A 25563-nucleotide genomic window follows, 5' to 3' on the forward strand; every position below is an offset into this window, starting at 1 on the left:
TGTGTTTATTGATAATTATCCCGTGCCGTCTGCTTCAACAACCGCTTTACCGCGATTGTGTGTCTGGCATCACAAAGAAACGGGCAATTTTCTGAAACCGGTTACAAATTTTACAAAGGAGGGCAAATGCCCGTTAAAACGGGCATCTTATGAGGATAGTGGTCAGACGGAAGGTGTGCGAATGATGCGGTTTTTACCCGACTGTTTGGCTTTGTAGAGCGCTTCATCCACGCTACCCACAAACTGTGCCTGCGGCTCCTGGTGCCACTCGCCCAGTCCGGCGCTAAAGGTCACGCTGAGTCCCTCTTCACGCCAGTTGCGTTCGGCAACCCGTACGCGCCAGTTTTCCAGCAAGGCGCTCGCGGCATCATTCTGTTGCGCCGGGAAGAGTACGGCAAACTCTTCACCACCGTAGCGATAAACCGACACGCCATGGGGCTGCATTACCTGAATACCTTCCCGGGCCACATTACGTAGCACGATATCGCCGGTGAGATGCCCCCAGGTATCGTTAATAGTTTTGAAGTTATCAATATCAATTAACGCCATGGAGAACGGATGGTGATCGTTTATCAGGGCGGCGATATCGGTATCGAAGGCGCGTCGATTTTTGCAACCGGTCAGCGCATCGATGGTGGCTTGTCGCACCCAGGAGAGCTCCCTCTCCTTATTACTCTCTATGGCTTTGCTCAGCATTGCCTCCAGGCGCGGGGCCTGCTTCACGTCACCGGTTTTAATGGCGTTGATGATATTCATCAGCACGCTTCGCGAGGCATGACGCAGGTACAGGCCAAAGAGCAAAATAGTAATAGCCGCAAGGGCAAGCCCCCAGGCCACAATGTTGGTTTCATGACGGATCAGGGCATCGAGCGCCGCACTGGAGACCCGATAAATAACGAACCAGTCGGGATTCGTAAATGAGTAGTAATAATACCAGGCGTGAGTGGATTCATCGTAAATATGTCCCTCGCCGCTGGTCATCTGATCCATTAGCTTTTCGCTAACGTAGGATTTGAAGAGCACACCGGTGTCCGGATGCAGGATCACTTTCCCGTCTCGTTCCACGACAAAAAACTCCCCCTGCACCGGAGAGACCATCTGGCGCAGAGTAAAGCCCATAGATGCCAGGTCGAGGTGGAAGGCGAGCGTACCTTTCAGCCTGCCTTCCGGCGAGATCACCGGTTTGAAGAGGGTGACTGTGGGATGATGGGTGAAGAAGTCTTTATACGGGCGGGTATAGCGGCTAAAGGTGCTGGATTCAGCCTGTGCCATAAACCACGGGCGGGTGCGGGCATCGAAGGTCTCGCTCGTTTTATCAGCAATGATGGCCGGGGCTCGCAAATGGTGGCCCTGGACATCGGCCAGGGAGATGGACGAGACACTGGGCATCAGATTTTGCAAATGCATCAGCAGTTGCAAACCCTGCGTCGGATCGCCGGTGACCATCTTCTCAAGTTGCTCATTACGCGAGAAAAACGTAGCCGCTCGCCCCAGGATGTAATCATTTTCTCGCAGGATAGATTCCGTGTAATTCACCGCCAGGTTATGGGTGAAGTTACGGTTAATCTGATGATAGTCGTCCAGAAAATCTTTACGCTGAGTCCCTATAATAAACACCGCGATCAGCACAAAACTGAGCAGGATGCCCGCAAAGCTCACCATAATGGGAGTTGTAAAAGAAAGCTTTCTGTTTTGAAGCGCCATCAGTAATAAATCATTCCAGAATAAATAAAATGTTGAAACCCTGGCGTTATGGTTTCGCCCGGCCTGTGGTTGATAAGTATACTGCCGTTAATTAAAACGAGGATGATTTGGCTTAAGACCTGACTTATTAATTCAAATTTATTTGAAGATTTCAGCGTGCGCCGTGAATGACAAAGAGAAGGCAGGGCGAAAGAGGAAGAAAGTATTCGCCCTGGTCAATAAGGATTATTGACGCAGTGAAGATAAAAAAACGGACCTTTGTGAACAACGGCCCGTTGTGAGGATGTCGAGCAGTCTCGACACCATTTCATACTTTTACAGTGCGTTTCAGCGAGATTGCGAAGCGCGCCCCAGCCAGCTATCCCAATCCTTCCAGACCGGCTGCAACCCTTGCCCTGACAGGGCCGCCGCCACCTCTTCCGGACGGCGCCCATCGTGCGGCGCGAATTGCTCCAGCTCCGGATGATCGTCAGCGTATCCGCCTGGCTGGGTTTTTGAAAATGCGCTCACATTGTTAATGGCCAGCGGGACGACGCGATCGCGAAATGCCGGCGATTCACGCGTAGAGAGTGACAGCTCAACGTCAGGCGCCAACAAGCGAAAGGCGCAGATGGTCTGCACCAGCTGGCGTTCATCCATAATGGAGGCGGGCTGGATCCCCCCGGCACAGGGGCGCAGGCGCGGAAAGGAGATGGAGTAGCGGCTTTGCCAGTAATGCTGTTGTAGCCACAGCAGATGCTCCGCCACCATATAACAGTCAACTCGCCAGCTGTCGGAAAGACCTGTGAGCGATCCCAGGCCAATCTTGTCGATTCCGGCGCGACCAAGGCGATCCGGAGTCTCCAGCCGCCAGAAGAAGTCCTGTTTTTTCCCTTTCAGATGGTGTTGGGCATAGACCTTCTCGTGGTACGTCTCCTGATAAACCAGCACCCCGTCCAGGCCGAGAGCTTTAAGCTCTGCGTACTCCTCCTGGGAGAGCGGCTGGATCTCCATCTGTAAGGAGGAGAACTGGCGGCGAATGTCCGGGAAATGGCGGCGAAAATAGTCCATGCCCACCTTCGATTGATGTTCGCCCGTTACCAGCAGCAGATGTTCAAACCCCATCTCACGAATCGCGGCGCATTCACGGGCAATCTCCTGCGCATCCAGTGTTTTGCGCTTGATTCGGTTACTCATTGAAAAACCGCAATAAGTGCAGTCGTTGGCACACAAGTTCGAGAGATAGAGGGGCACGTAAAAGCTGACCGTATTGCCAAAACGCTGCCGGGTCAGGCGCTGCGCCCGCTGCGCCATGGGTTCCAGATAAGCATCGGCCGCCGGGGAGAGCAGGGCCATCATCTCTTCACGGCCGGGATGACGTGCCGCTAATGCCCGCTGGACGTCGGCAGCGGTTTTGCTGTGAATACGCAGGCGAATATCATCCCAGTCGAGCTGGCGCCAGCGATCGGTAAAGGTCTTCATCACCGCGCCTCCAGAAAGCCGGTGAGCGGGCTGGTGGCCTGCGCCAGCATACTGCGTGAACCGGGGCCAGACTGACGAGCCAGCAGGCCTGCTTCTACCGCCAGGCGGAAGGCGCGGGCCATCAGCACCGGGTCGTCGGCAACGGCAATCGCCGTATTGACCAGTACCGCATCGGCACCCATCTCCAGCGCCTGGGCGGCATGGCTTGGGACGCCGATGCCGGCATCTACCACCACCGGTACGGTGGCCTGCTCGATGATGATCTCCAGCATCGCGCGGGTCTCCAGCCCCTGGTTCGAGCCAATCGGCGCCCCCAGCGGCATGACTGCCGCACAGCCCGCCTCTTCCAGCCGTTTACAGAGCACCGGGTCCGCGCCGCAGTAAGGCAGCACGGTAAATCCTTGTTTTACCAGCATCTCTGCGGCTTTTAGCGTTTCGACAGGATCGGGTAACAACCAGCGGGCATCCGGATGGATCTCCAGCTTGAGCCAGCTTGTGCCCAGCGCTTCACGCGCCAGCTGCGCGGCAAATACGGCCTCTTCGGCGGTCTTGGCACCGGAGGTATTGGGCAATAGCGTCACCCCGGCCTCCAGCAGCGGGGCGAGGATTGCGTCGCTGTGGTTACGCAGATCCACCCGTTTCATCGCCAGCGTAACGAGCTGGCTGCCGCTTTCGCGGATAGCCTCCACCATCAGATGGGACGAGGCAAATTTTCCGGTTCCGGTAAACAGATGTGATTCAAAGGTTCTATCAGCAATACGTAACATTCAGCCTCCTGCGATGACCTGAAAAAGCAGGATGTGATCGCCTTCGCTCACCTGCTGATGTTCCCACCGCTCGCGCGGCAGGATCTGTTGATTAAGTGCCAGGGCCACGCCCGGCTTAAGCTGACGCAGCTGGTCTAGCAGGGCGGCAACCGTTAACCCCTCTACGCACTGCATCGGCTCATCATTAAACTGAATGCGCATGTTGCCCTCCACAGACGGTGCAGCCCTTGGCGCGCTGCAAGGCCAACTGCCGCCAGCTGCCGGCACGCGCATCGAACAGGCGTAGCGCGTTATGTCCGGTGTTGATTCCGCTAAGCAGTTTGATGGCTTCCAGCGCCTGCAGCGTACCCATTACCCCCACGACCGGGCCAAGCACACCCGCCGTGCGGCAGTTGCGTTCAGGCTCGGCATCGTCCGGCCACAGGCAGCGATAACATCCCTGCGCCCAGGGTGGCGTGAGTACCATCATCTGCCCACCAAAGCCGACGGCACTGGCGGTGATTAACGGCGTATCGAGCGACACGCAGGCAGCATTGATTGCCTGGCGGGTGGACATGTTGTCGGTACAGTCGAGCACCACGTCGGCCAGGGCGACTTCATGCTGCAGGCTCTGTCCGCTTAGCCGCGCCTGGTGCGCGATCAATTCGATATTTGGGTTCAACTGATGGAGCCGTTGACGGGTTATCTCTGCCTTGGGCTGGTTGAGATCGTCAGGGGTAAAAAGGATTTGCCGCTGCAGATTGCTGAGATGCACCTCGTCATCATCGGCAAGCACCAGCGTGCCGACCCCGGCTCCCGCCAGGTAAAGGGCCGCTGGCGCACCTAACCCGCCCAGACCGACAATCAGTACCCGGCTGGCAAGCAGCTTTTGCTGCCCATCAATGGCGATATCCTCCAGTAATATCTGGCGGCTATAGCGCATAAAGTCGCGATCATTCATCGCCCACTCCTGCCAGCTTCAGAAGCTGTGCGGTAACGGCTTGCCAGTCTGCAGCCTGGGTGATGGCGCTTACGACCGCGATACTGCCTACGCCAGTCTCCAGCACCGCCGGGGCGCGCTCGAGGCTAATACCGCCGATGGCTACGGTGGGGTAGTCCCCCAGGCGGGCAATATGGCGAGCCAACTGGGTCAGTCCCTGCGGTGCTGAGGGCATCTGTTTGGTTTGCGTGGGGAAGACGTGGCCCAGTGCGATGTAAGAGGGACGGGCGGCCAGCGCCACGTCGATCTCCATATCATCGTGCGTGGAGACGCCCAGACGCAGCCCTGCGTGGCGAATGGCATTCAGATCGGTGGTTTCCAGATCTTCCTGGCCCAGGTGCACACCATAAGCCTGATGCTTTATCGCCAGCCGCCAGTAGTCATTGATAAACAGGCGGGCATCATAGCGCCGCCCGAGCGCAATGGCGGCCACCACATCGGCCTCTACCTCGTCATCGCGCTTATCTTTAATCCGCAGCTGAAGGGTGCGAACCCCAGCATCCAGCAGGCGCTCAATCCACTCAAGGCTATCGACCACCGGATAAAGCCCTAGCCGGTAGGGCACCGTTGGGAAATCGGGCTGGTACATTATGCCTCCTCTTTTTTGAGGTAGATTTCGCCGCCTTTGGCGCGGAAGGTTTCTGACATGTCTGCCATCCCCACTTCGATGGTCTGCGCGGCAGCGTAGTCACGCACCTCCTGACTGATTTTCATTGAGCAGAATTTCGGGCCACACATGGAGCAGAAGTGCGCCACTTTGCCCGACTCCTGCGGCAGGGTTTCGTCGTGATAAGCGCGGGCGGTGAAAGGGTCGAGCGCGAGGTTGAACTGGTCTTCCCAGCGGAACTCGAATCGCGCCTTCGACATCGCGTTATCGCGGATCTGCGCCCCCGGGTGGCCTTTCGCCAGGTCTGCAGCGTGCGCGGCAATTTTGTAAGTGATAAGCCCCTGTTTCACATCCTCTTTGTTGGGCAAGCCAAGGTGCTCTTTCGGCGTGACGTAGCAGAGCATCGCGCAGCCGAACCAGCCAATCATCGCTGCGCCAATGCCCGAGGTGAAGTGGTCGTAACCCGGTGCGATATCGGTGGTCAGCGGCCCTAAGGTATAGAACGGCGCTTCGTGGCAGTGCTCCAGTTCTTCGGTCATGTTGCGGCGGATCATCTGCATCGGCACGTGACCCGGGCCTTCAATCATCACCTGCACGTCATACTCCCAGGCGATTTTGGTCAGTTCGCCCAGGGTGTGCAGCTCGGCGAACTGCGCTTCGTCGTTGGCATCGCGAATGGATCCAGGGCGCAAACCGTCGCCCAGCGACAGCGAAACATCGTACGCCGCGCAGATTTCGCAGATTTCGCGGAAGTGTTCGTAGAGGAAGTTTTCCTGATGATGGGAGAGGCACCACTTGGCCATGATGGAGCCGCCGCGCGAGACGATGCCGGTGAGGCGTTTGGCGGTCATCGGTACGTAGCGCAGCAGCACGCCAGCGTGAATGGTGAAGTAATCCACGCCCTGTTCGGCCTGCTCCAGCAGGGTATCGCGGAACGCTTCCCAGGTAAGGTCTTCGGCAATGCCGTTCACCTTTTCCAGTGCCTGATAAATCGGGACGGTACCAATCGGCACCGGACTGTTACGCAGGATCCACTCGCGGGTTTCGTGAATATAGCGGCCGGTTGAGAGATCCATCACCGTATCTGCACCCCAGCGCGTAGACCAGACCAGTTTCTCTACCTCTTCTTCGATGGAAGAGGTGACCGCAGAGTTACCGATGTTGGCATTAACCTTCACCAGGAAGTTGCGGCCAATGATCATCGGCTCTGATTCCGGGTGGTTGATGTTGGCAGGGATGATCGCCCGGCCCGCCGCCACTTCGTCACGCACGAATTCGGGGGTGATGTTCTCCGGCAGATGCGCACCAAAACCTTCGCCCGGATGCTGGTGGCGCAGGACTTCACTGCGAATGCGCTCACGACCCATGTTTTCGCGAATGGCAATGAACTCCATCTCTGGCGTGACAATGCCCTGGCGCGCATAGTGCAGCTGAGTGACACATTTGCCTGGCCTGGCTCGTTTTGGCGTCAGCAGGCCAGTGAAGCGCAGTTCATCCAGACCGTCGTCGGCCAGACGCTCGTTGGTGTAATGTGAACTGCGAACAGTCAGCGCTTCGCTGTCGTTACGCGCCTCAATCCATGGCTGGCGCAGCTTTGCCAGTCCCTTCTGTACGTCGATGGCAATATCGGTATCGCCGTACGGGCCGGAGGTGTCATACACCGGTACGGCCTCGTTTTCCTCGAACTGCGGATTTTCTTTGCTGCCACCAATAAGCGTTGGGCTAAGCTGAATTTCACGCATCGGGACGCGAAGATCGGCTTGCGAGCCGGTGATGTAAATACGCTTAGAGTTCGGAAACGCGGTGCCTTCCAGCGTGTCGATGAAGTGTTGTGCTTGTGCGCGTTGTTCGCGGCGGGTCAGTTTAGTTGCAGACATAGCTCATTCCAAAAGTGAAGGACATGGCTTGTCAGACGACGGATGAAGCAAGAGAGACGATCGCCCGGGGGCGATGCGACAGCAGATTGACTCTTGTTCCCTTCGCAGGTATTAGCCTGATCAGGTTCCGCGGATCCCGAATTAACGGTCTCAGCCCGGCTTTCGCTCTGGGCACTCCGACAAGAAAAAGCTTCTGCAGTGCAGAAGCGGTGTAGATAAATTACGCGCTAACGGCTAATAACTCAAGCAGGCCGGGCGATGTGATCTTCGTTGCTGGCGGTCAGATCGTTATCCAGTGCCAGTGCGATCAGCTTATCCTCTAGCGTGAAGCGCTCTTCCAGTGCTTCACCCAGGTCGGACAGCGCCTGCTGAAACTCAAGATAGTTATCATGATCGATAGCGTTCTCAAGCGTGGAATCGTAGTAATCCATTATCTGCTGGGTGTTAGCTTCCAGCTGCGGATAAATTTTGGTGGCGGCTAATACCGGGGTATCGCCTTCCATTTCACCGATAATACGTTCATAAATATTAAAATGACCGTCGGACAGGTAATCCACCAGGCTTTGACAAAAATCATCGAGTGCCTTCTCGTTCAGGCGCATAAACGACTCTTTGCCAGGCTTAATGCCAACCAGATTGTAGTAGGCAACAAGAAGATGCTTGCGCACGTGTAGCCAGCGATCGACCAGGTTATTACTACCTCCAACGCGCTCTGTCAGGCTTTCTAGCTGGTTTAGCATGTTTGACTCCGCAAGGTTAAGATTAAAAGCTGCCCACCCAAAAATGTAATGATAATGTTACCAACATGCCTGTGAAGCGAAGGTAGTGCAATAGATATGGATCGTATTATTGAAAAATTAGATCGCGGCTGGTGGATCGTCAGCCATGAACAAAAATTATGGTTGCCTGCCGGGGAATTACCACACGGTGAGGCAGGAAATTTCGATCTTGTGGGGCAACACGCACTGCAGATCGGCGAATGGCAGGGCGATCCTGTGTGGTTGATCCAACAACATCGCCGTCAGGATATGGGATCGGTTCGTCAGGTGATTGATCAGGATGTCGGCCTGTTTCAACTGGCGGGACGCGGTGTGCAACTGGCGGAATTTTATCGTTCACATAAGTTCTGTGGCTACTGTGGGCATACCATGCAGCCGAGCAAAACCGAGTGGGCAATGCTCTGTAGCCACTGCCGCGAGCGCTACTATCCACAGATTGCGCCGTGCATTATTGTCGCTATCCGGCGGGAAGACAGCATCCTGCTGGCGCAGCATGCCCGTCACCGTAACGGAATACATACCGTGCTTGCCGGGTTCGTTGAAGTGGGCGAAACCCTGGAGCAGGCGGTGGCGCGTGAAGTGATGGAGGAGAGCGGGATCACGGTTAAAAATCTTCGCTATGTCACCTCGCAGCCGTGGCCATTCCCCATGTCATTGATGACCGCGTTCATGGCTGACTATGACGACGGTGAGATCGTGATTGACCCGAAAGAGCTGCTGAACGCCAGCTGGTATCGCTATGACGATCTGCCCTTGTTACCCCCAGCGGGAACGGTGGCGCGTCGGCTGATAGAAGATACCGTGGCAATGTGTCGGGCCGAGTATGAATGACGTGATACACTGAGGCCATGACGCTTAAGGAACTGCAACAATGACCGAACTGAAGAACGATCGTTATCTGCGTGCGCTGCTGCGCCAACCCGTTGATATCACCCCGGTATGGATGATGCGCCAGGCTGGCCGTTATCTGCCAGAGTACAAAGCCACCCGTGCTCAGGCCGGCGATTTTATGTCGCTGTGCAAAAATGCCGAGCTGGCTTGCGAAGTGACCCTCCAGCCGCTGCGCCGCTATCCGCTTGATGCTGCGATCCTCTTCTCGGATATTCTGACCATTCCGGATGCGATGGGCCTTGGCCTCTATTTCGAAACCGGTGAAGGTCCACGCTTCTCTTCTCCGATTAAAAACAGAGCCGACATCGATAACCTGCCCATCCCGGATCCGGAGCAAGAGCTGGGTTATGTGATGAACGCAGTGCGAACGATTCGTCGTGAGCTGAAGGGGGAAGTGCCCCTGATTGGCTTCTCCGGTAGCCCGTGGACGCTGGCGACCTACATGGTAGAAGGCGGTAGTAGCAAAGCCTTTACCCTGATCAAAAAGATGATGTATGCCGATCCGTTAGCCCTGCACGCACTGCTCGACAAGCTGGCGAAGAGCGTCACCCTCTATCTCAATGCGCAGATTAAAGCGGGTGCCCAGTCGGTGATGATTTTCGATACCTGGGGCGGCGTGCTTACCGGTCGTGACTACCAGCAATTCTCGCTCTATTACATGCACAAAATTGTGGATGGCCTGCTGCGTGAAAACGAAGGTCGTCGCGTACCAGTAACTCTGTTTACCAAGGGCGGCGGACAGTGGCTTGAAGCCATGGCGGAGACCGGTTGTGATGCGCTGGGCCTCGACTGGACCACCGATATCGCCGATGCGCGTCGTCGCGTGGGCGACAAAGTCGCGCTACAGGGCAATATGGATCCTTCCATGCTCTATGCGCCGGCTGCGCGTATTGAAGAAGAAGTGTCGACTATACTTTCTGGTTTCGGCCAAGGTGAAGGCCACGTCTTTAACCTCGGCCACGGTATTCATCAGGATGTACCGCCTGAGCATGCAGGCGTATTTGTGGAGGCGGTGCACCGGCTTTCTGCGCAGTATCATATTTAAGGAGTGGTTATGGATCTCGCGTCGCTACGCGCTCAGCAAATTGAACTGGCCTCATCAGTGATTCGAGAGGATCGTCTGGATACGGATCCTCCGCAGTACATTGGCGGGGCAGATGTCGGATTTGAGCAGGGTGGCGAAGTGACGCGGGCGGCGATGGTGATACTGAAGTATCCGTCGTTAGAGCTGGTGGAGTACAAGGTTGCGCGTATTGCCACCACCATGCCCTATATTCCGGGCTTCCTCTCTTTTCGCGAATATCCCGCGCTGTTGGCAGCGTGGGAGCAACTCTCACAAAAACCTGACCTGCTGTTTGTAGATGGACATGGCATTTCCCACCCCCGTCGCTTAGGCGTCGCCAGTCATTTTGGCCTGCTGGTCGATGTCCCCACTATCGGAGTCGCGAAAAAGCGCCTGTGCGGTAAGTTTGAGCCGCTCTCTGCCGAACCGGGCGCCCTGGCACCGTTGATAGACAAAAACGAACAGCTGGCATGGGTCTGGCGCAGTAAAGCGCGCTGCAATCCGCTGTTTGTGGCAACCGGGCATCGGGTCAGTACCGACACCGCCCTGGCATGGGTACAGCGCTGCATGAGAGGCTACCGTCTGCCCGAGCCGACGCGCTGGGCGGATGCCGTGGCATCAGGCCGTCCGGCATTTGTTCGTTGGCAGGAAATTCAGCCCTGATTCAGGTACACTGCGGCTAATTTCCGATTAGAGATCTCATCATGTTACAAAACCCGATTCATCTGCGCCTTGAGAAGCTGGAGAGCTGGCAGCACGTCACCTTTATGGCCTGTCTTTGCGAGCGCATGTATCCCAACTACGCCGTATTCTGCAAAGAGACGGCGTTTGGTGAGGGGCAGATCTATCGCCGCATCCTCGACCTGGTGTGGGAGACGCTGACGGTGAAAGATGCGAAGGTGAATTTTGACTCTCAGCTCGAGAAGCTGGAAGAGGCGATTCCTGCGGCAGACGACTACGAAGTCTATGGCGTCTATCCGGCTATTGATGCCTGCGTGGCATTAAGTGAACTGATCCACTCCCGCCTAAGTGGCGAAACGCTGGAGCATGCCATTGAGGTCAGTAAGGCCTCTATCACGACGGTTGCGATGCTGGAGATGACCCAGGAAGGGCGTGAAATGACCGACGAAGAGCTCAGAGCGAACCCGGCGGTTGAGCAAGAGTGGGACATTCAGTGGGAAATTTTCCGCCTGCTGGCAGAGTGCGAAGAACGCGACATTGAGCTGATTAAAGGTCTGCGCGCAGACTTGCGTGAGGCGGGTGAGAGTAATATTGGTATAAATATTAACCAGTGAGACAACAAAACGTGATTTAACGCCTGTTTTGTCATGCCTGCACTCTTCCCTTCTGCCCCCCGTCTGGTCTACATTTGGGGGGCGAAAATAAGTGGCTATCGGTGCGTGTATGCAGGAGAGTGCTTTTTTGGCATTTTCGTCGCACTCGATGCTTAGCAAGCGATAAACACATTGAAAGGATAACTTATGAACAAGACTCAACTGATTGATGTAATTGCGGACAAAGCTGATCTGTCTAAAGTACAGGCTAAAGCTGCTCTGGAATCCACCCTGGCTGCAATTACTGAGTCTCTGAAAGAAGGCGATGCTGTACAACTGGTAGGTTTCGGTACCTTCAAAGTGAACCACCGCGCTGAGCGTACTGGCCGCAACCCGCAGACCGGTAAAGAGATCAAAATCGCCGCTGCAAACGTGCCGGCTTTTGTATCTGGTAAAGCACTGAAAGACGCAGTTAAGTAAGACGCGTGGCAGTGAACAGTTTTAACGAAGGGGCGGTTTCGCCCCTTTTGTCTGTCTGGCGCCAGGCCCTGGCTCTGGCAGGCGTGCTGTTGCTCTCTGCCTGTAGTCGCGACGCCTCTCTGCCGGCCTTTACCGCCAGCGGATATGCCGATAATCAGGGGGCAGTGCGTATCTGGCGTAAAGATTCAGACGACGACGTTCACCTGCTTTCCGCTTTCAGCCCCTGGCATAGTGGCAGTACCACAACCAGCGAATACCGCTGGCAAGGTGATACTCTCGCCCTTATCGAACTGAACATTTACAGCGCCACCCCGGAACATGTGCGGATACGTTTTGATGACCGCGGCGAGCTGAGCTTTATGCAGCACGAAACGGGGGGGCAAAAGCAGCAACTCTCCAGCGACCAAATCGCGCTCTACCGTTATCGTGCCGATCAAATCCGTCAGACCAGCGATGCGCTGCGTCAGGGGCGCGTGGTGCTGCGTCAGGGGCGCTGGCATAGCGATGGTACGGTGACAACCTGTGAGGGGCAGACGGTGAAGCCTGAACTGGAGTCCTGGGCCACCGAACATATTGAACGTCGTCAGCGTCACTCTTCTATGGAAGTCAGCATCGCGTGGCTTGAGGCACCGGAAGGTTCTCAGCTTTTACTGGTGGCGAACGAAGATTTCTGTACCTGGCAGCCGACGGAAAAGAGTTTTTAAGTCCCCTCTCCCTTGAGGGAGAGGGTTAGGGTGAGGGTGAGGGGGAATTACTCCCCCTGCTCACGCGCAATCGCACGATAACCGATATCCTGACGGCTGAAGCTGCCGTTCCAGTGGATATCTGCCATCAGCTCATAGGCGCGCTTCTGTGCCTCAGCAACGGTGTGTCCGAGTGCGGTCGCGCACAGTACGCGGCCACCGTTGGTTAAGACACGATCGTCGTCTGCCAGCGTCGTGCCGGCGTGGAACACTTTCGCGCCATCTATCGCTTCCAGCGGCAGGCCGTGGATCTCGTCACCGGTGTTGTAACTCCCCGGATAACCGCCCGCCGCAATCACCACGCCCAGAGAGGCACGCTCGTCCCACTCAGAGGTTTGCTCATCGAGTTTGCCTTCGCAGGCTGCCAGGCAGAGTTCGACCAGGTCCGATTTCATGCGCAGCATGATGGGCTGGGTTTCCGGATCGCCAAAGCGGCAGTTGAACTCAATGACTTTCGGGTTGCCCTGCTTATCGATCATCAGGCCCGCGTACAGGAAACCGGTATAGGTATTGCCTTCTGCGGCCATCCCTTTCACGGTAGGCCAGATGATGCGCTCCATGGTCCGCTGATGCACTTCGTCAGTGACCACAGGCGCAGGAGAGTAAGCGCCCATCCCACCGGTATTCGGGCCGGTGTCTGCGTTACCCACGCGCTTATGGTCCTGGCTGGTGGCCATAGGCAGCACATGCTCCCCATCAACCATCACGATAAAGCTCGCCTCTTCGCCGTCGAGGAACTCTTCGATGACGATACGATGGCCTGCGTCGCCAAAGGCGTTACCTGCCAGCATATCCTGTACGGCAGCTTCGGCTTCTTCGAGGGTCATCGCCACGATTACGCCTTTACCGGCGGCCAGGCCATCCGCCTTGATAACAATAGGGGCGCCTTTCTCACGCAGATAAGCCAGCGCGGGTTCGACTTCAGTAAAGTTCTGGTATTCCGCCGTCGGGATCTTATGCCGGGCAAGGAAATCTTTGGTGAAGGCTTTGGAGCCTTCCAGTTGAGCGGCGCCCTCGGTCGGGCCGAAGATTTTCAGGCCTGCCGCGCGGAAGGCGTCAACAACGCCAATTACCAGCGGCGCTTCCGGGCCGACGATGGTCAGATCGATCTTCTCGCTCTGAGCAAAGCTCAGCAGGGCGGGTATATCCGTCACACCAATCGCCACGTTCTGCAGCGTTGGCTCCAGCGCCGTGCCGGCATTGCCGGGGGCCACAAAAACGGTTTCGACCCGTGGAGACTGCGCGGCTTTCCATGCCAGGGCGTGCTCACGCCCGCCGTTACCAATTACTAATACTTTCATTGTCTGCTCCGGGAATTAATGACGGAAATGGCGCATGTCGGTGAAGATCATCGCGATGCCGTGCTCATCGGCTGCGGCAATCACTTCATCATCGCGGATAGAGCCGCCAGGCTGGATCACACAGGTGATGCCCACTGCAGCAGCCGCGTCGATACCGTCACGGAACGGGAAGAAGGCGTCGGACGCCATGGCGGAGCCTTTTACTTCCAGACCTTCGTCGCCCGCTTTGATACCCGCAATTTTAGCGGAGTAGACGCGGCTCATCTGGCCTGCGCCTATGCCAATGGTCATGTTCTCTTTCGCATAGACGATGGCGTTAGATTTAACGAACTTGGCAACCTTCCAGCAGAACAGCGCATCACGCAGCTCTTGTTCGGTAGGTTGACGTTTGCTCACAACGCGCAGGTCTTTTTCGCTTACCATTCCGAGGTCACGATCTTGTACCAGCAGACCACCATTAACACGTTTGAAATCAAGGCCCGGTACGCGCTCTGCCCACTGACCGCAAATCAGTACGCGCACGTTCTGTTTCGCGGCGGTAATTTTCAGCGCTTCTTCGGTGGCAGAAGGGGCGATGATCACTTCAACAAACTGGCGGGAGATAATGGCCTGTGCGGTTTCGGCGTCCAGCTCACGGTTAAAGGCAATGATGCCGCCAAACGCGGAGGTTGGGTCGGTTTTGTAAGCACGGTCGTAAGCATCCAGAATAGAGGTGCTTACCGCGACACCGCATGGGTTGGCGTGCTTCACAATCACGCAAGCTGGTTCGCTGAACTCTTTCACGCACTCCAGCGCGGCGTCAGTATCCGCGATGTTGTTGTAAGAGAGCGCCTTGCCCTGTACTTGTTGTGCGGTGGCAACAGAAGCTTCTTTTACTTCTTCTTCTATATAGAAGGCAGCCTGCTGGTGGCTATTCTCGCCATAGCGCATGTCCTGCTTCTTAATGAAGTTGAGATTCAGGGTGCGAGAGAAGCGGCCGGAAGGCTCGTTACTTTCACCATGATAGGCTGGCACCAGGCTACCAAAGTAATTGGCAATCATACTGTCGTAGGCGGCAGTGTGTTCGAAGGCTTTAATCGCCAGGTCGAAGCGCGTCTCAAGATTCAGAGAGCCTTCGTTGGCATCCATCTCTTTAATAATGGCGTCGTAGTCGCTGCTCTTCACCACGATGGCCACATCTTTATGGTTCTTGGCAGCGGAGCGCACCATGGTTGGGCCGCCGATATCAATATTCTCTACCGCATCTTCCAGCGAGCAGCCTTCACGGGCAACGGTCTGGGCGAACGGGTACAGGTTAACGACAACCATGTCGATCGGCGCGATCCCGTGTTGTTCCATAATACCGTCGTCCTGACCGCGACGGCCCAGAATGCCGCCGTGAACTTTCGGGTGCAGGGTTTTGACGCGTCCGTCCATCATTTCCGGGAATCCGGTGTAATCGGAGACTTCGGTTACCGGCAGACCTTTATCTGCTAACAGGCGAGCGGTACCGCCAGTAGACAGCAGCTCTACACCACGTGCAGAAAGCGCCTGAGCGAATTCGACGATACCGGCTTTATCAGAAACACTGAGCAGAGCGCGGCGGACTGGACGACGTTGTTGCATGGTAAATCCCCTGGATTTCACGATTACAGAGAGCGTTAGGTGAATTTTCTTTAGAAAAACTCAGCTAACACACCTTGCGGGGCGTTTTATTTAGCGCGAGCATTTTAACGAAAACGTTTGCGCACCGCTCGTCATTTTTCACTTTTTCGCTGCATTGTGGATAAGTCTGTGTGTAATCAGGTATAAAGCGGGGTTTTGCTGGGGAATGCAGCAGTCAGTCATTTTTATGTCATTTTTCTATTGCGGCCTGCAGAGAACTCCCTATAATGCGCCTCCATCGACACGGCAGATGTGAATCACTTCACACAAACAGCCGGTTCGGTTGAAGAGAAAAAATCCTGAAATTCAGGGTTGACTCTGAAAGAGGAAAGCGTAATATACGCCACCTCGCAACGGTGAGCTGAAAGCCGCGTTGCACTGCTCTTTAACAATTTATCAGACAATCTGTGTGGGCACTCAAAGTGACATGGATTCTTAATGTCTTCGGACAATAAATGAATACCAAGTCTCTGAGTGAACACGTAATTCATTACGAAGTTTAATTCACGAGCATCAAACTTAAATTGAAGAGTTTGATCATGGCTCAGATTGAACGCTGGCGGCAGGCCTAACACATGCAAGTCGAGCGGCAGCGGAAAGTAGCTTGCTACTTTGCCGGCGAGCGGCGGACGGGTGAGTAATGTCTGGGAAACTGCCTGATGGAGGGGGATAACTACTGGAAACGGTAGCTAATACCGCATAACGTCGCAAGACCAAAGAGGGGGACCTTCGGGCCTCTTGCCATCAGATGTGCCCAGATGGGATTAGCTAGTAGGTGGGGTAATGGCTCACCTAGGCGACGATCCCTAGCTGGTCTGAGAGGATGACCAGCCACACTGGAACTGAGACACGGTCCAGACTCCTACGGGAGGCAGCAGTGGGGAATATTGCACAATGGGCGCAAGCCTGATGCAGCCATGCCGCGTGTATGAAGAAGGCCTTCGGGTTGTAAAGTACTTTCAGCGAGGAGGAAGGCATTAAGGTTAATAACCTTGGTGATTGACGTTACTCGCAGAAGAAGCACCGGCTAACTCCGTGCCAGCAGCCGCGGTAATACGGAGGGTGCAAGCGTTAATCGGAATTACTGGGCGTAAAGCGCACGCAGGCGGTCTGTCAAGTCGGATGTGAAATCCCCGGGCTCAACCTGGGAACTGCATTCGAAACTGGCAGGCTAGAGTCTTGTAGAGGGGGGTAGAATTCCAGGTGTAGCGGTGAAATGCGTAGAGATCTGGAGGAATACCGGTGGCGAAGGCGGCCCCCTGGACAAAGACTGACGCTCAGGTGCGAAAGCGTGGGGAGCAAACAGGATTAGATACCCTGGTAGTCCACGCCGTAAACGATGTCGACTTGGAGGCTGTTCCCTTGAGGAGTGGCTTCCGGAGCTAACGCGTTAAGTCGACCGCCTGGGGAGTACGGCCGCAAGGTTAAAACTCAAATGAATTGACGGGGGCCCGCACAAGCGGTGGAGCATGTGGTTTAATTCGATGCAACGCGAAGAACCTTACCTACTCTTGACATCCACGGAACTTAGCAGAGATGCTTTGGTGCCTTCGGGAACCGTGAGACAGGTGCTGCATGGCTGTCGTCAGCTCGTGTTGTGAAATGTTGGGTTAAGTCCCGCAACGAGCGCAACCCTTATCCTTTGTTGCCAGCGGTCCGGCCGGGAACTCAAAGGAGACTGCCAGTGATAAACTGGAGGAAGGTGGGGATGACGTCAAGTCATCATGGCCCTTACGAGTAGGGCTACACACGTGCTACAATGGCGCATACAAAGAGAAGCGACCTCGCGAGAGCAAGCGGACCTCATAAAGTGCGTCGTAGTCCGGATTGGAGTCTGCAACTCGACTCCATGAAGTCGGAATCGCTAGTAATCGTAGATCAGAATGCTACGGTGAATACGTTCCCGGGCCTTGTACACACCGCCCGTCACACCATGGGAGTGGGTTGCAAAAGAAGTAGGTAGCTTAACCTTCGGGAGGGCGCTTACCACTTTGTGATTCATGACTGGGGTGAAGTCGTAACAAGGTAACCGTAGGGGAACCTGCGGTTGGATCACCTCCTTACCTTAAAGAACCTGCCTTTGTAGTGTCCACACAGATTGTCTGATAGATGTAAAGAAGCAAGGCGTCTTGCGATTGAGACTTTAGTGTCCCCTTCGTCTAGAGGCCCAGGACACCGCCCTTTCACGGCGGTAACAGGGGTTCGAATCCCCTAGGGGACGCCACTTGCTGGTTTGTGAGTGAAAGTCACCTGCCTCAATATCTCAAAACTAACTCAGTGAGTTATGTTTGAGATATTTGCTCTTTAAAAATCTGGATCAAGCTGAAAATTGAAACGACACACAGTTAATGTGTGTTCGAGTCTCTCAAATTTTCGCAATCAGAAGTGAAACATCTTCGGGTTGTGAGGTTAAGCGACTAAGCGTACACGGTGGATGCCCTGGCAGTCAGAGGCGATGAAGGACGTGCTAATCTGCGAAAAGCGCCGGCGAGGTGATATGAACCTTTGACCCGGCGATGTCCGAATGGGGAAACCCAGTGCAACTCGTTGCACTATCGTTAACTGAATACATAGGTTAACGAGGCGAACCGGGGGAACTGAAACATCTAAGTACCCCGAGGAAAAGAAATCAACCGAGATTCCCCCAGTAGCGGCGAGCGAACGGGGAGCAGCCCAGAGTCTGAATCAGCTTGTGTGTTAGTGGAAGCGTCTGGAAAGTCGCACGGTACAGGGTGAAAGTCCCGTACACGAAAACACACTTGCTGTGAACTCGAAGAGTAGGGCGGGACACGTGGTATCCTGTCTGAATATGGGGGGACCATCCTCCAAGGCTAAATACTCCTGACTGACCGATAGTGAACCAGTACCGTGAGGGAAAGGCGAAAAGAACCCCGGCGAGGGGAGTGAAAAAGAACCTGAAACCGTGTACGTACAAGCAGTGGGAGCACCCTAGTGGTGTGACTGCGTACCTTTTGTATAATGGGTCAGCGACTTATATTCTGTAGCAAGGTTAACCGTATAGGGGAGCCGAAGGGAAACCGAGTCTTAACTGGGCGTTAAGTTGCAGGGTATAGACCCGAAACCCGGTGATCTAGCCATGGGCAGGTTGAAGGTTGGGTAACACTAACTGGAGGACCGAACCGACTAATGTTGAAAAATTAGCGGATGACCTGTGGCTGGGGGTGAAAGGCCAATCAAACCGGGAGATAGCTGGTTCTCCCCGAAAGCTATTTAGGTAGCGCCTCGTGAACTCATCTTCGGGGGTAGAGCACTGTTTCGGCTAGGGGGCCATCCCGGCTTACCAACCCGATGCAAACTACGAATACCGAAGAATGTTATCACGGGAGACACACGGCGGGTGCTAACGTCCGTCGTGAAGAGGGAAACAACCCAGACCGCCAGCTAAGGTCCCAAAGTCATGGTTAAGTGGGAAACGATGTGGGAAGGCACAGACAGCCAGGATGTTGGCTTAGAAGCAGCCATCATTTAAAGAAAGCGTAATAGCTCACTGGTCGAGTCGGCCTGCGCGGAAGATGTAACGGGGCTAAACCATGCACCGAAGCTGCGGCAGCGACACTTAGGTGTTGTTGGGTAGGGGAGCGTTCTGTAAGCCGTTGAAGGTGTGCTGTGAGGCATGCTGGAGGTATCAGAAGTGCGAATGCTGACATAAGTAACGATAAAGCGGGTGAAAAGCCCGCTCGCCGGAAGACCAAGGGTTCCTGTCCAACGTTAATCGGGGCAGGGTGAGTCGACCCCTAAGGCGAGGCCGAAAGGCGTAGTCGATGGGAAACAGGTTAATATTCCTGTACTTGGTGTTACTGCGAAGGGGGGACGGAGAAGGCTATGTTAGCCGGGCGACGGTTGTCCCGGTTTAAGCATGTAGGCGGAGGTTCCAGGTAAATCCGGTTCCTTTTTAACGCTGAGGTGTGATGACGAGGCACTACGGTGCTGAAGTAACAAATGCCCTGCTTCCAGGAAAAGCCTCTAAGCATCAGGTAACACGAAATCGTACCCCAAACCGACACAGGTGGTCAGGTAGAGAATACCAAGGCGCTTGAGAGAACTCGGGTGAAGGAACTAGGCAAAATGGTGCCGTAACTTCGGGAGAAGGCACGCTGATGTGTAGGTGAAGCCCCTGCGGGTGGAGCTGAAATCAGTCGAAGATACCAGCTGGCTGCAACTGTTTATTAAAAACACAGCACTGTGCAAACACGAAAGTGGACGTATACGGTGTGACGCCTGCCCGGTGCCGGAAGGTTAATTGATGGGGTTAGCGGCAACGCGAAGCTCTTGATCGAAGCCCCGGTAAACGGCGGCCGTAACTATAACGGTCCTAAGGTAGCGAAATTCCTTGTCGGGTAAGTTCCGACCTGCACGAATGGCGTAATGATGGCCAGGCTGTCTCCACCCGAGACTCAGTGAAATTGAACTCGCTGTGAAGATGCAGTGTACCCGCGGCAAGACGGAAAGACCCCGTGAACCTTTACTATAGCTTGACACTGAACACTGGTCCTTGATGTGTAGGATAGGTGGGAGGCTTTGAAGCGTGGACGCCAGTCTGCGTGGAGCCATCCTTGAAATACCACCCTTTAATGGCTGGTGTTCTAACGTAGACCCGTAATCCGGGTTGCGGACAGTGTCTGGTGGGTAGTTTGACTGGGGCGGTCTCCTCCTAAAGAGTAACGGAGGAGCACGAAGGTTAGCTAATCCTGGTCGGACATCAGGAGGTTAGTGCAATGGCATAAGCTAGCTTGACTGCGAGAGTGACGGCTCGAGCAGGTGCGAAAGCAGGTCATAGTGATCCGGTGGTTCTGAATGGAAGGGCCATCGCTCAACGGATAAAAGGTACTCCGGGGATAACAGGCTGATACCGCCCAAGAGTTCATATCGACGGCGGTGTTTGGCACCTCGATGTCGGCTCATCACATCCTGGGGCTGAAGTAGGTCCCAAGGGTATGGCTGTTCGCCATTTAAAGTGGTACGCGAGCTGGGTTTAGAACGTCGTGAGACAGTTCGGTCCCTATCTGCCGTGGGCGCTGGAGAATTGAGGGGGGCTGCTCCTAGTACGAGAGGACCGGAGTGGACGCATCACTGGTGTTCGGGTTGTCATGCCAATGGCACTGCCCGGTAGCTAAATGCGGAAGAGATAAGTGCTGAAAGCATCTAAGCACGAAACTTGCCCCGAGATGAGTTCTCCCTGACTCCCTGAGAGTCCTGAAGGAACGTTGAAGACTACGACGTTGATAGGTCGGGTGTGTAAGCGTAGCGATACGTTGAGCTAACCGATACTAATGAACCGTGAGGCTTAACCTTACAACGCCGAAGCTGTTTCGGCGAAGAGACAGAGACAATTTTCAGCTGTGATACAGATTTAACAGAATTTGCCTGGCGGCTTTAGCGCGGTGGTCCCACCTGACCCCATGCCGAACTCAGAAGTGAAACGCCGTAGCGCCGATGGTAGTGTGGGGTCTCCCCATGCGAGAGTAGGGAACTGCCAGGCATCAATTAGAAGAACCCCGTACCTTAAGGTGCGGGGTTTTTTGCTTTGCAATCTTATCCATTTTATAACCCATCCGATCCTACCATTTACCTTCCTTGAAACTTTCTCACCTTTCCCATCCCTGACTCGACATTTCGACGATTCCTGGTTATTGTCAGCTATCTGGATGTCTAAACGTTTATACGTATGCTTTGAGGATGTAAGGTTATGCCAATTCGGGTGCAGGACGAGCTACCAGCCGTCAATTTCTTGCGTGATGAGAACGTCTTTGTAATGACGGCTTCACGTGCTACAGGTCAGGAAATTCGTCCTCTGAAGGTTCTTATCCTCAACCTGATGCCGAAAAAGATCGAGACTGAAAATCAGTTTCTTCGCCTGCTCTCCAACTCGCCGCTGCAGGTCGATATCCAGTTGCTTCGTATCGATGCGCGAGAGTCTCGCAATACACCATCAGAACACCTCAATAACTTTTATTGTAATTTCGACGATATCCGCAACGATAACTTCGATGGCCTGATTGTCACGGGAGCCCCGCTCGGCCTGGTGGAATTTAATGACGTTGCGTACTGGCCGCAGATCAAGCAAGTGCTTGAATGGGCAAAGGATCATGTCACTTCAACGCTTTTTGTCTGTTGGGCAGTACAAGCCGCGCTGAATATTCTCTACGGTATACCGAAGCAAACCCGTAGCGAAAAGCTGTCTGGCGTTTATGAACACCATATTCTTCATCCCCACGCACTACTGACGCGCGGGTTCGATGACACCTTCCTGGCGCCCCATTCCCGTTATGCCGATTTCCCGGCGGCGCTCATTCGTGATTACACGGATCTCGACATCCTGGCAGAAACTGAAGACGGTGATGCCTATCTGTTTGCCAGTAAAGACAAGCGAATCGCGTTTGTGACCGGCCATCCGGAGTATGATCCCGATACGCTGGCGGGCGAATATTTCCGCGACGTGGAAGCCGGTTTGTCGCCTGAGTTGCCGTACAACTATTTTCCAAAAAATGATCCACAGAACACGCCGAGAGCATCCTGGCGCAGCCACGGGAATTTGCTGTTTACCAACTGGCTCAACTATTACGTCTACCAGATCACGCCATACGATCTGCGCCACATGAATCCAACGCTGGAGTAATCTCCTGCCCGAAACGATCCTAAAGCGTTTCAGCACTCTTTCTCAGGCACCTTCGGGTGCCTTTTTTATTTCCGAAATACCGCTCACCTTCAGATATTTTTTAAAAAACATTCTAATCAAAGGCTTAAAGGCTGTTTTAAATTAAAATGGAAATTATTTTTGATTTTAAGAAAATTATAGATAGTCTTATCTTTGCTGAGCGAAAACCGAACAACGATCTTTCGCGCGCATTGGGAAACTGTTTTTGGATCTTTGAAGAGGAGCAACACAATGACTCAACAGGCAACCACAGACGCTGAACTGGCGTTTACTCAGCCGTATAGCGAGCGGGAGCAACAAATTTTGACGCCAGAGGCGGTCGAGTTCCTGACTGAGCTGGTGACGCGCTTTACGCCAAAGCGCAACAAACTGCTAGCTGCGCGCATCCAGCAGCAGCAAGAAATTGATAATGGCAGGTTGCCTGACTTTATTTCGGAAACAGCTTCCATTCGTGAAAGTGACTGGCAAATTCGCGGTATTCCTGCTGATTTGCAGGATCGTCGTGTAGAGATCACCGGCCCGGTTGAACGTAAAATGGTGATCAACGCCATGAACGCTAACGTCAAAGTCTTTATGGCAGATTTTGAAGACTCACTGGCACCGGACTGGCGTAAAGTAATCGAGGGACAGATCAATCTGCGCGATGCCGTAAACGGCACCATCAGTTATACCAACGAAGCGGGGAAAATTTACCAGCTCAAGCCTAACCCGGCAGTATTGATCTGCCGCGTTCGCGGCCTGCATCTGCCGGAAAAACATGTCACCTGGCGCGGGGAAGCGATTCCGGGCAGCCTGTTTGATTTCGCACTCTACTTTTTCCATAACCACAAAAGCCTGCTGGCCAAAGGTAGCGGCCCTTACTTCTATCTGCCAAAAACTCAGTCATGGCAAGAAGCTGCCTGGTGGAGCGAAGTCTTCAGTTATGCCGAGGATCGCGTCAATTTGCCGCGCGGCACCATTAAAGCCACGCTGCTTATTGAGACGCTGCCGGCCGTCTTCCAGATGGATGAAATCCTTCACGCCCTGCGCGACCACATCGTCGGGCTGAACTGTGGACGCTGGGATTACATCTTTAGCTATATCAAAACCCTGAAAAACTACCCCGACCGCGTCTTACCGGATCGTCAGGTAGTAACCATGGATAAAGCGTTCCTCAGTGCCTATTCACGCCTGCTGATCAAAACCTGTCACAGACGCGGCGCGTTTGCCATGGGCGGGATGGCGGCCTTTATTCCGAGCAAAGATGCCGAACGTAACAACCAGGTGCTGACCAAAGTGAAGGCAGATAAAGAGCTGGAAGCGCGTAACGGCCACGATGGCACCTGGGTGGCACACCCGGGCCTGGCTGACACCGCGATGGAGGTCTTCAGTCGCATCCTCGGAGAGAACCCAAACCAGCTGCATGTCACCCGCGCCGATGACGCGCCAGTCAGCGCCAGCCAATTGCTGGAGCCGAGTGACGGCGAGCGTACGGAAGAGGGGATGCGTGCCAACATCCGAGTTGCCGTGCAGTACATCGAAGCCTGGATCTCCGGCAATGGCTGCGTGCCCATCTACGGTCTGATGGAAGATGCGGCCACGGCGGAAATATCGCGCACGTCCATCTGGCAGTGGATTCATCATCAAAAAACACTCAGCAACGGCAAGCCGGTAACCAAATCCCTGTTCCGTCAGATGCTGGCAGAAGAGATGCAAAACATTCAGGAAGAGCTGGGAGAACACCGTTTCAGCAGCGGACGTTTTTCCGACGCGGCCCGCCTGATGGAGCAAATCACGACATCAGATGACTTAATCGACTTCCTCACCTTGCCAGGCTATCGCCTGCTGGCGTAAAGGCCCGGGCTGTATTGTTCGCCATTTTGGCGCGGGGCAGTGCTCAAAACCCCCTCGTACTATAAGTACGCGCCGGTTTCTGCGCTGCTCCCGTGGTCAAACTGTCTTCACTGATAACGCCTGGGAAGCCAGGAATATAATATGGAGCATCTGCACATGAAAACCCGTACCCAACAAATCGAAGAATTACAAAAAGAGTGGACCCAACCGCGCTGGGAAGGCATCTGCCGCCCGTACAGCGCAGAGGAAGTGGTGAAATTACGTGGCTCGGTCAACCCGGAGTGCACGCTTGCACAGCATGGCGCGGCGAAAATGTGGAAGCTGCTGCACGGGGGCGCCAAAAAAGGTTATATCAATAGCCTCGGCGCGTTAACCGGCGGCCAGGCGCTGCAGCAGGCAAAGGCCGGAATTGAGGCGGTCTATCTCTCCGGCTGGCAGGTGGCAGCAGATGCTAACCTGGCCTCAAGCATGTATCCGGATCAATCGCTCTACCCGGTGAACTCTGTCCCTTCGGTGGTGGATCGGATCAACAATAGCTTCCGTCGGGCGGATCAGATCCAGTGGGCGGCCGGGATCGAGCCCAACGATCCCCGTTTTGTAGATTACTTCCTGCCGATCGTTGCCGATGCGGAAGCCGGGTTTGGTGGTGTACTTAACGCCTTCGAATTGATGAAATCGATGATTGAAGCCGGTGCAGCGGCCGTTCACTTTGAAGATCAGCTCGCCTCGGTGAAGAAGTGTGGCCATATGGGGGGCAAGGTACTGGTTCCCACGCAGGAAGCCATTCAGAAATTGGTTGCGGCTCGTCTGGCAGCGGACGTGCTGGGCGTACCAACGCTGGTCATCGCCCGAACTGACGCAGATGCGGCAGATCTGATCACCTCGGATTGCGACCCCTACGACAGCGAATTTATCACCGGCGAGCGCACCCGCGAGGGGTTCTACCGCACCCATGCCGGCATTGAGCAGGCTATTAGCCGTGGTCTGGCCTACGCCCCCTATGCTGACCTGGTGTGGTGCGAAACCTCCACGCCAGACCTGGCGCTGGCGAAACGCTTTGCCGACGCCATCCACGCGAAGTACCCGGGCAAACTGCTGGCCTATAACTGCTCCCCGTCCTTTAACTGGCAGAAAAATCTCGACGATAAAACCATCGCCAGCTTCCAGCAGCGGCTCTCTGATATGGGCTACAAATACCAGTTCATCACCCTGGCGGGTATCCATAGCATGTGGTTCAACATGTTCGACCTGGCGCATGCTTACGCACAGGGAGAGGGCATGAAGCACTATGTTGAAAAAGTGCAGCAGCCTGAATTTGCAGCGGGTAAAGAGGGTTACACCTTCGTTTCACATCAACAGGAGGTGGGAACAGGCTACTTCGATAACGTCACCACCATCATCCAGGGTGGAACCTCCTCCGTGACCGCGTTAACGGGGTCAACCGAAGAAGCCCAGTTCTGATATTTTCCCCTCACCCTCTCTCC

The 25563-nt window shown here is 54.7% G+C and carries 19 protein-coding genes, 1 tRNA gene, 3 rRNA genes and 1 riboswitch; of the genes, 13 read left to right on the forward strand and 10 right to left on the reverse strand.

The annotated features are described in order from the left end of the window. Window positions 1-162: 162 nt before the first annotated feature. The 8 genes from JZ655_RS00970 to JZ655_RS01005 all read right to left on the reverse strand — a co-directional run bounded on the left by JZ655_RS00970 (window position 163) and on the right by JZ655_RS01005 (window position 8135). On the reverse strand, window positions 163-1704 hold the full coding sequence (locus JZ655_RS00970) for a sensor domain-containing diguanylate cyclase (protein ID WP_207292775.1): 1542 nt from the start codon (window positions 1702-1704) through the stop codon (window positions 163-165). A gap of 327 nt (window positions 1705-2031) precedes the next feature. Further along, entirely contained in the window at window positions 2032-3165 is a 1134-nt protein-coding gene (gene thiH / locus JZ655_RS00975) for a 2-iminoacetate synthase ThiH (RefSeq protein WP_207293796.1), read from the reverse strand. Beyond that, on the reverse strand, window positions 3165-3932 hold the full coding sequence (gene thiG / locus JZ655_RS00980; RefSeq protein WP_207292776.1) for a thiazole synthase: 768 nt from the start codon (window positions 3930-3932) through the stop codon (window positions 3165-3167). Before thiG ends, thiH begins: the two co-directional genes overlap by 1 nt. After that, window positions 3933-4133, reverse strand: coding sequence for a sulfur carrier protein ThiS (thiS, locus tag JZ655_RS00985; RefSeq protein WP_040077671.1), 201 nt, complete (start codon window positions 4131-4133; stop codon window positions 3933-3935). Next, on the reverse strand, window positions 4117-4872 hold the full coding sequence (locus JZ655_RS00990; protein ID WP_046887171.1) for a HesA/MoeB/ThiF family protein: 756 nt from the start codon (window positions 4870-4872) through the stop codon (window positions 4117-4119). Before JZ655_RS00990 ends, thiS begins: the two co-directional genes overlap by 17 nt. Continuing rightward, window positions 4865-5500, reverse strand: coding sequence for a thiamine phosphate synthase (gene thiE, locus JZ655_RS00995; RefSeq protein WP_207292777.1), 636 nt, complete (start codon window positions 5498-5500; stop codon window positions 4865-4867). The genes JZ655_RS00990 and thiE overlap by 8 nt, the downstream gene beginning before the upstream one ends. Continuing rightward, window positions 5500-7395, reverse strand: coding sequence for a phosphomethylpyrimidine synthase ThiC (gene thiC, locus JZ655_RS01000; RefSeq protein ID WP_207292778.1), 1896 nt, complete (start codon window positions 7393-7395; stop codon window positions 5500-5502). Before thiC ends, thiE begins: the two co-directional genes overlap by 1 nt. An 80-nt stretch (window positions 7396-7475) precedes the next feature. Beyond that, window positions 7476-7584, reverse strand: a riboswitch (TPP riboswitch). Between the two features lie 53 nt (window positions 7585-7637). After that, on the reverse strand, window positions 7638-8135 hold the full coding sequence (locus JZ655_RS01005) for an Rsd/AlgQ family anti-sigma factor (protein ID WP_040077665.1): 498 nt from the start codon (window positions 8133-8135) through the stop codon (window positions 7638-7640). A gap of 96 nt (window positions 8136-8231) precedes the next feature. Here JZ655_RS01005 and nudC point away from each other — a divergent pair, with 96 nt between their 5' ends. From nudC to JZ655_RS01035, 6 genes are all read left to right on the forward strand, one after another. Beyond that, entirely contained in the window at window positions 8232-9005 is a 774-nt protein-coding gene (nudC, locus tag JZ655_RS01010) for an NAD(+) diphosphatase (RefSeq protein ID WP_207292779.1), read from the forward strand. Window positions 9006-9045: 40 nt separating this feature from the next. Further along, window positions 9046-10110: a uroporphyrinogen decarboxylase gene (hemE, locus tag JZ655_RS01015; RefSeq protein WP_207292780.1), complete on the forward strand. Its 1065-nt coding sequence runs from the start codon at window positions 9046-9048 to the stop codon at window positions 10108-10110. A gap of 9 nt (window positions 10111-10119) precedes the next feature. After that, complete coding sequence (nfi, locus tag JZ655_RS01020; RefSeq protein ID WP_207292781.1) at window positions 10120-10791, forward strand: deoxyribonuclease V; 672 nt, start codon at window positions 10120-10122, stop codon at window positions 10789-10791. A 41-nt stretch (window positions 10792-10832) separates the two neighbouring features. Next, the gene (locus tag JZ655_RS01025; RefSeq protein WP_040077660.1) at window positions 10833-11423 is read left to right on the forward strand and encodes a YjaG family protein; all 591 of its coding nucleotides are present in this window, start codon (window positions 10833-10835) and stop codon (window positions 11421-11423) included. A gap of 186 nt (window positions 11424-11609) precedes the next feature. Beyond that, a complete protein-coding gene (gene hupA, locus JZ655_RS01030) occupies window positions 11610-11882 on the forward strand; it encodes a nucleoid-associated protein HU-alpha (protein WP_002445246.1) in 273 nt (90 codons plus the stop codon). 11 nt (window positions 11883-11893) lie between these two features. After that, the gene (locus tag JZ655_RS01035) at window positions 11894-12586 is read left to right on the forward strand and encodes a DUF1481 domain-containing protein (RefSeq protein WP_207293797.1); all 693 of its coding nucleotides are present in this window, start codon (window positions 11894-11896) and stop codon (window positions 12584-12586) included. Between the two features lie 47 nt (window positions 12587-12633). On the opposite strand, the gene purD is transcribed toward JZ655_RS01035, so the two are convergent. After that, the gene (gene purD / locus JZ655_RS01040) at window positions 12634-13926 is read right to left on the reverse strand and encodes a phosphoribosylamine--glycine ligase (RefSeq protein WP_207292782.1); all 1293 of its coding nucleotides are present in this window, start codon (window positions 13924-13926) and stop codon (window positions 12634-12636) included. Window positions 13927-13941: 15 nt separating this feature from the next. Beyond that, window positions 13942-15531, reverse strand: a complete 1590-nt coding sequence (gene purH / locus JZ655_RS01045; RefSeq protein WP_046887164.1) for a bifunctional phosphoribosylaminoimidazolecarboxamide formyltransferase/IMP cyclohydrolase — start codon at window positions 15529-15531, stop codon at window positions 13942-13944. Between the two features lie 560 nt (window positions 15532-16091). Here purH and JZ655_RS01050 point away from each other — a divergent pair. The 7 genes from JZ655_RS01050 to aceA all read left to right on the forward strand — a co-directional run bounded on the left by JZ655_RS01050 (window position 16092) and on the right by aceA (window position 25540). Then, window positions 16092-17633, forward strand: a 16S ribosomal RNA gene (locus JZ655_RS01050). 85 nt (window positions 17634-17718) lie between these two features. Then, window positions 17719-17794: transfer RNA gene (locus JZ655_RS01055), tRNA-Glu, on the forward strand. A gap of 183 nt (window positions 17795-17977) precedes the next feature. Next, window positions 17978-20883, forward strand: a 23S ribosomal RNA gene (locus tag JZ655_RS01060). Between the two features lie 71 nt (window positions 20884-20954). After that, a 5S ribosomal RNA gene (gene rrf / locus JZ655_RS01065) occupies window positions 20955-21070 on the forward strand. Together the 16S, 23S and 5S rRNA genes with 1 tRNA gene alongside form the textbook arrangement of a ribosomal RNA operon. A 207-nt stretch (window positions 21071-21277) precedes the next feature. Next, window positions 21278-22207, forward strand: a complete 930-nt coding sequence (gene metA / locus JZ655_RS01070; protein WP_040077655.1) for a homoserine O-acetyltransferase MetA — start codon at window positions 21278-21280, stop codon at window positions 22205-22207. Window positions 22208-22477: 270 nt separating this feature from the next. Beyond that, the gene (gene aceB / locus JZ655_RS01075; RefSeq protein ID WP_207292783.1) at window positions 22478-24079 is read left to right on the forward strand and encodes a malate synthase A; all 1602 of its coding nucleotides are present in this window, start codon (window positions 22478-22480) and stop codon (window positions 24077-24079) included. Window positions 24080-24235: 156 nt separating this feature from the next. After that, window positions 24236-25540, forward strand: a complete 1305-nt coding sequence (gene aceA, locus JZ655_RS01080; protein ID WP_207293798.1) for an isocitrate lyase — start codon at window positions 24236-24238, stop codon at window positions 25538-25540. Window positions 25541-25563 lie beyond the last annotated feature (23 nt).

The organism is Leclercia pneumoniae, from assembly GCF_017348915.1.
GTDB lineage: Bacteria > Pseudomonadota > Gammaproteobacteria > Enterobacterales > Enterobacteriaceae > Enterobacter > Enterobacter pneumoniae.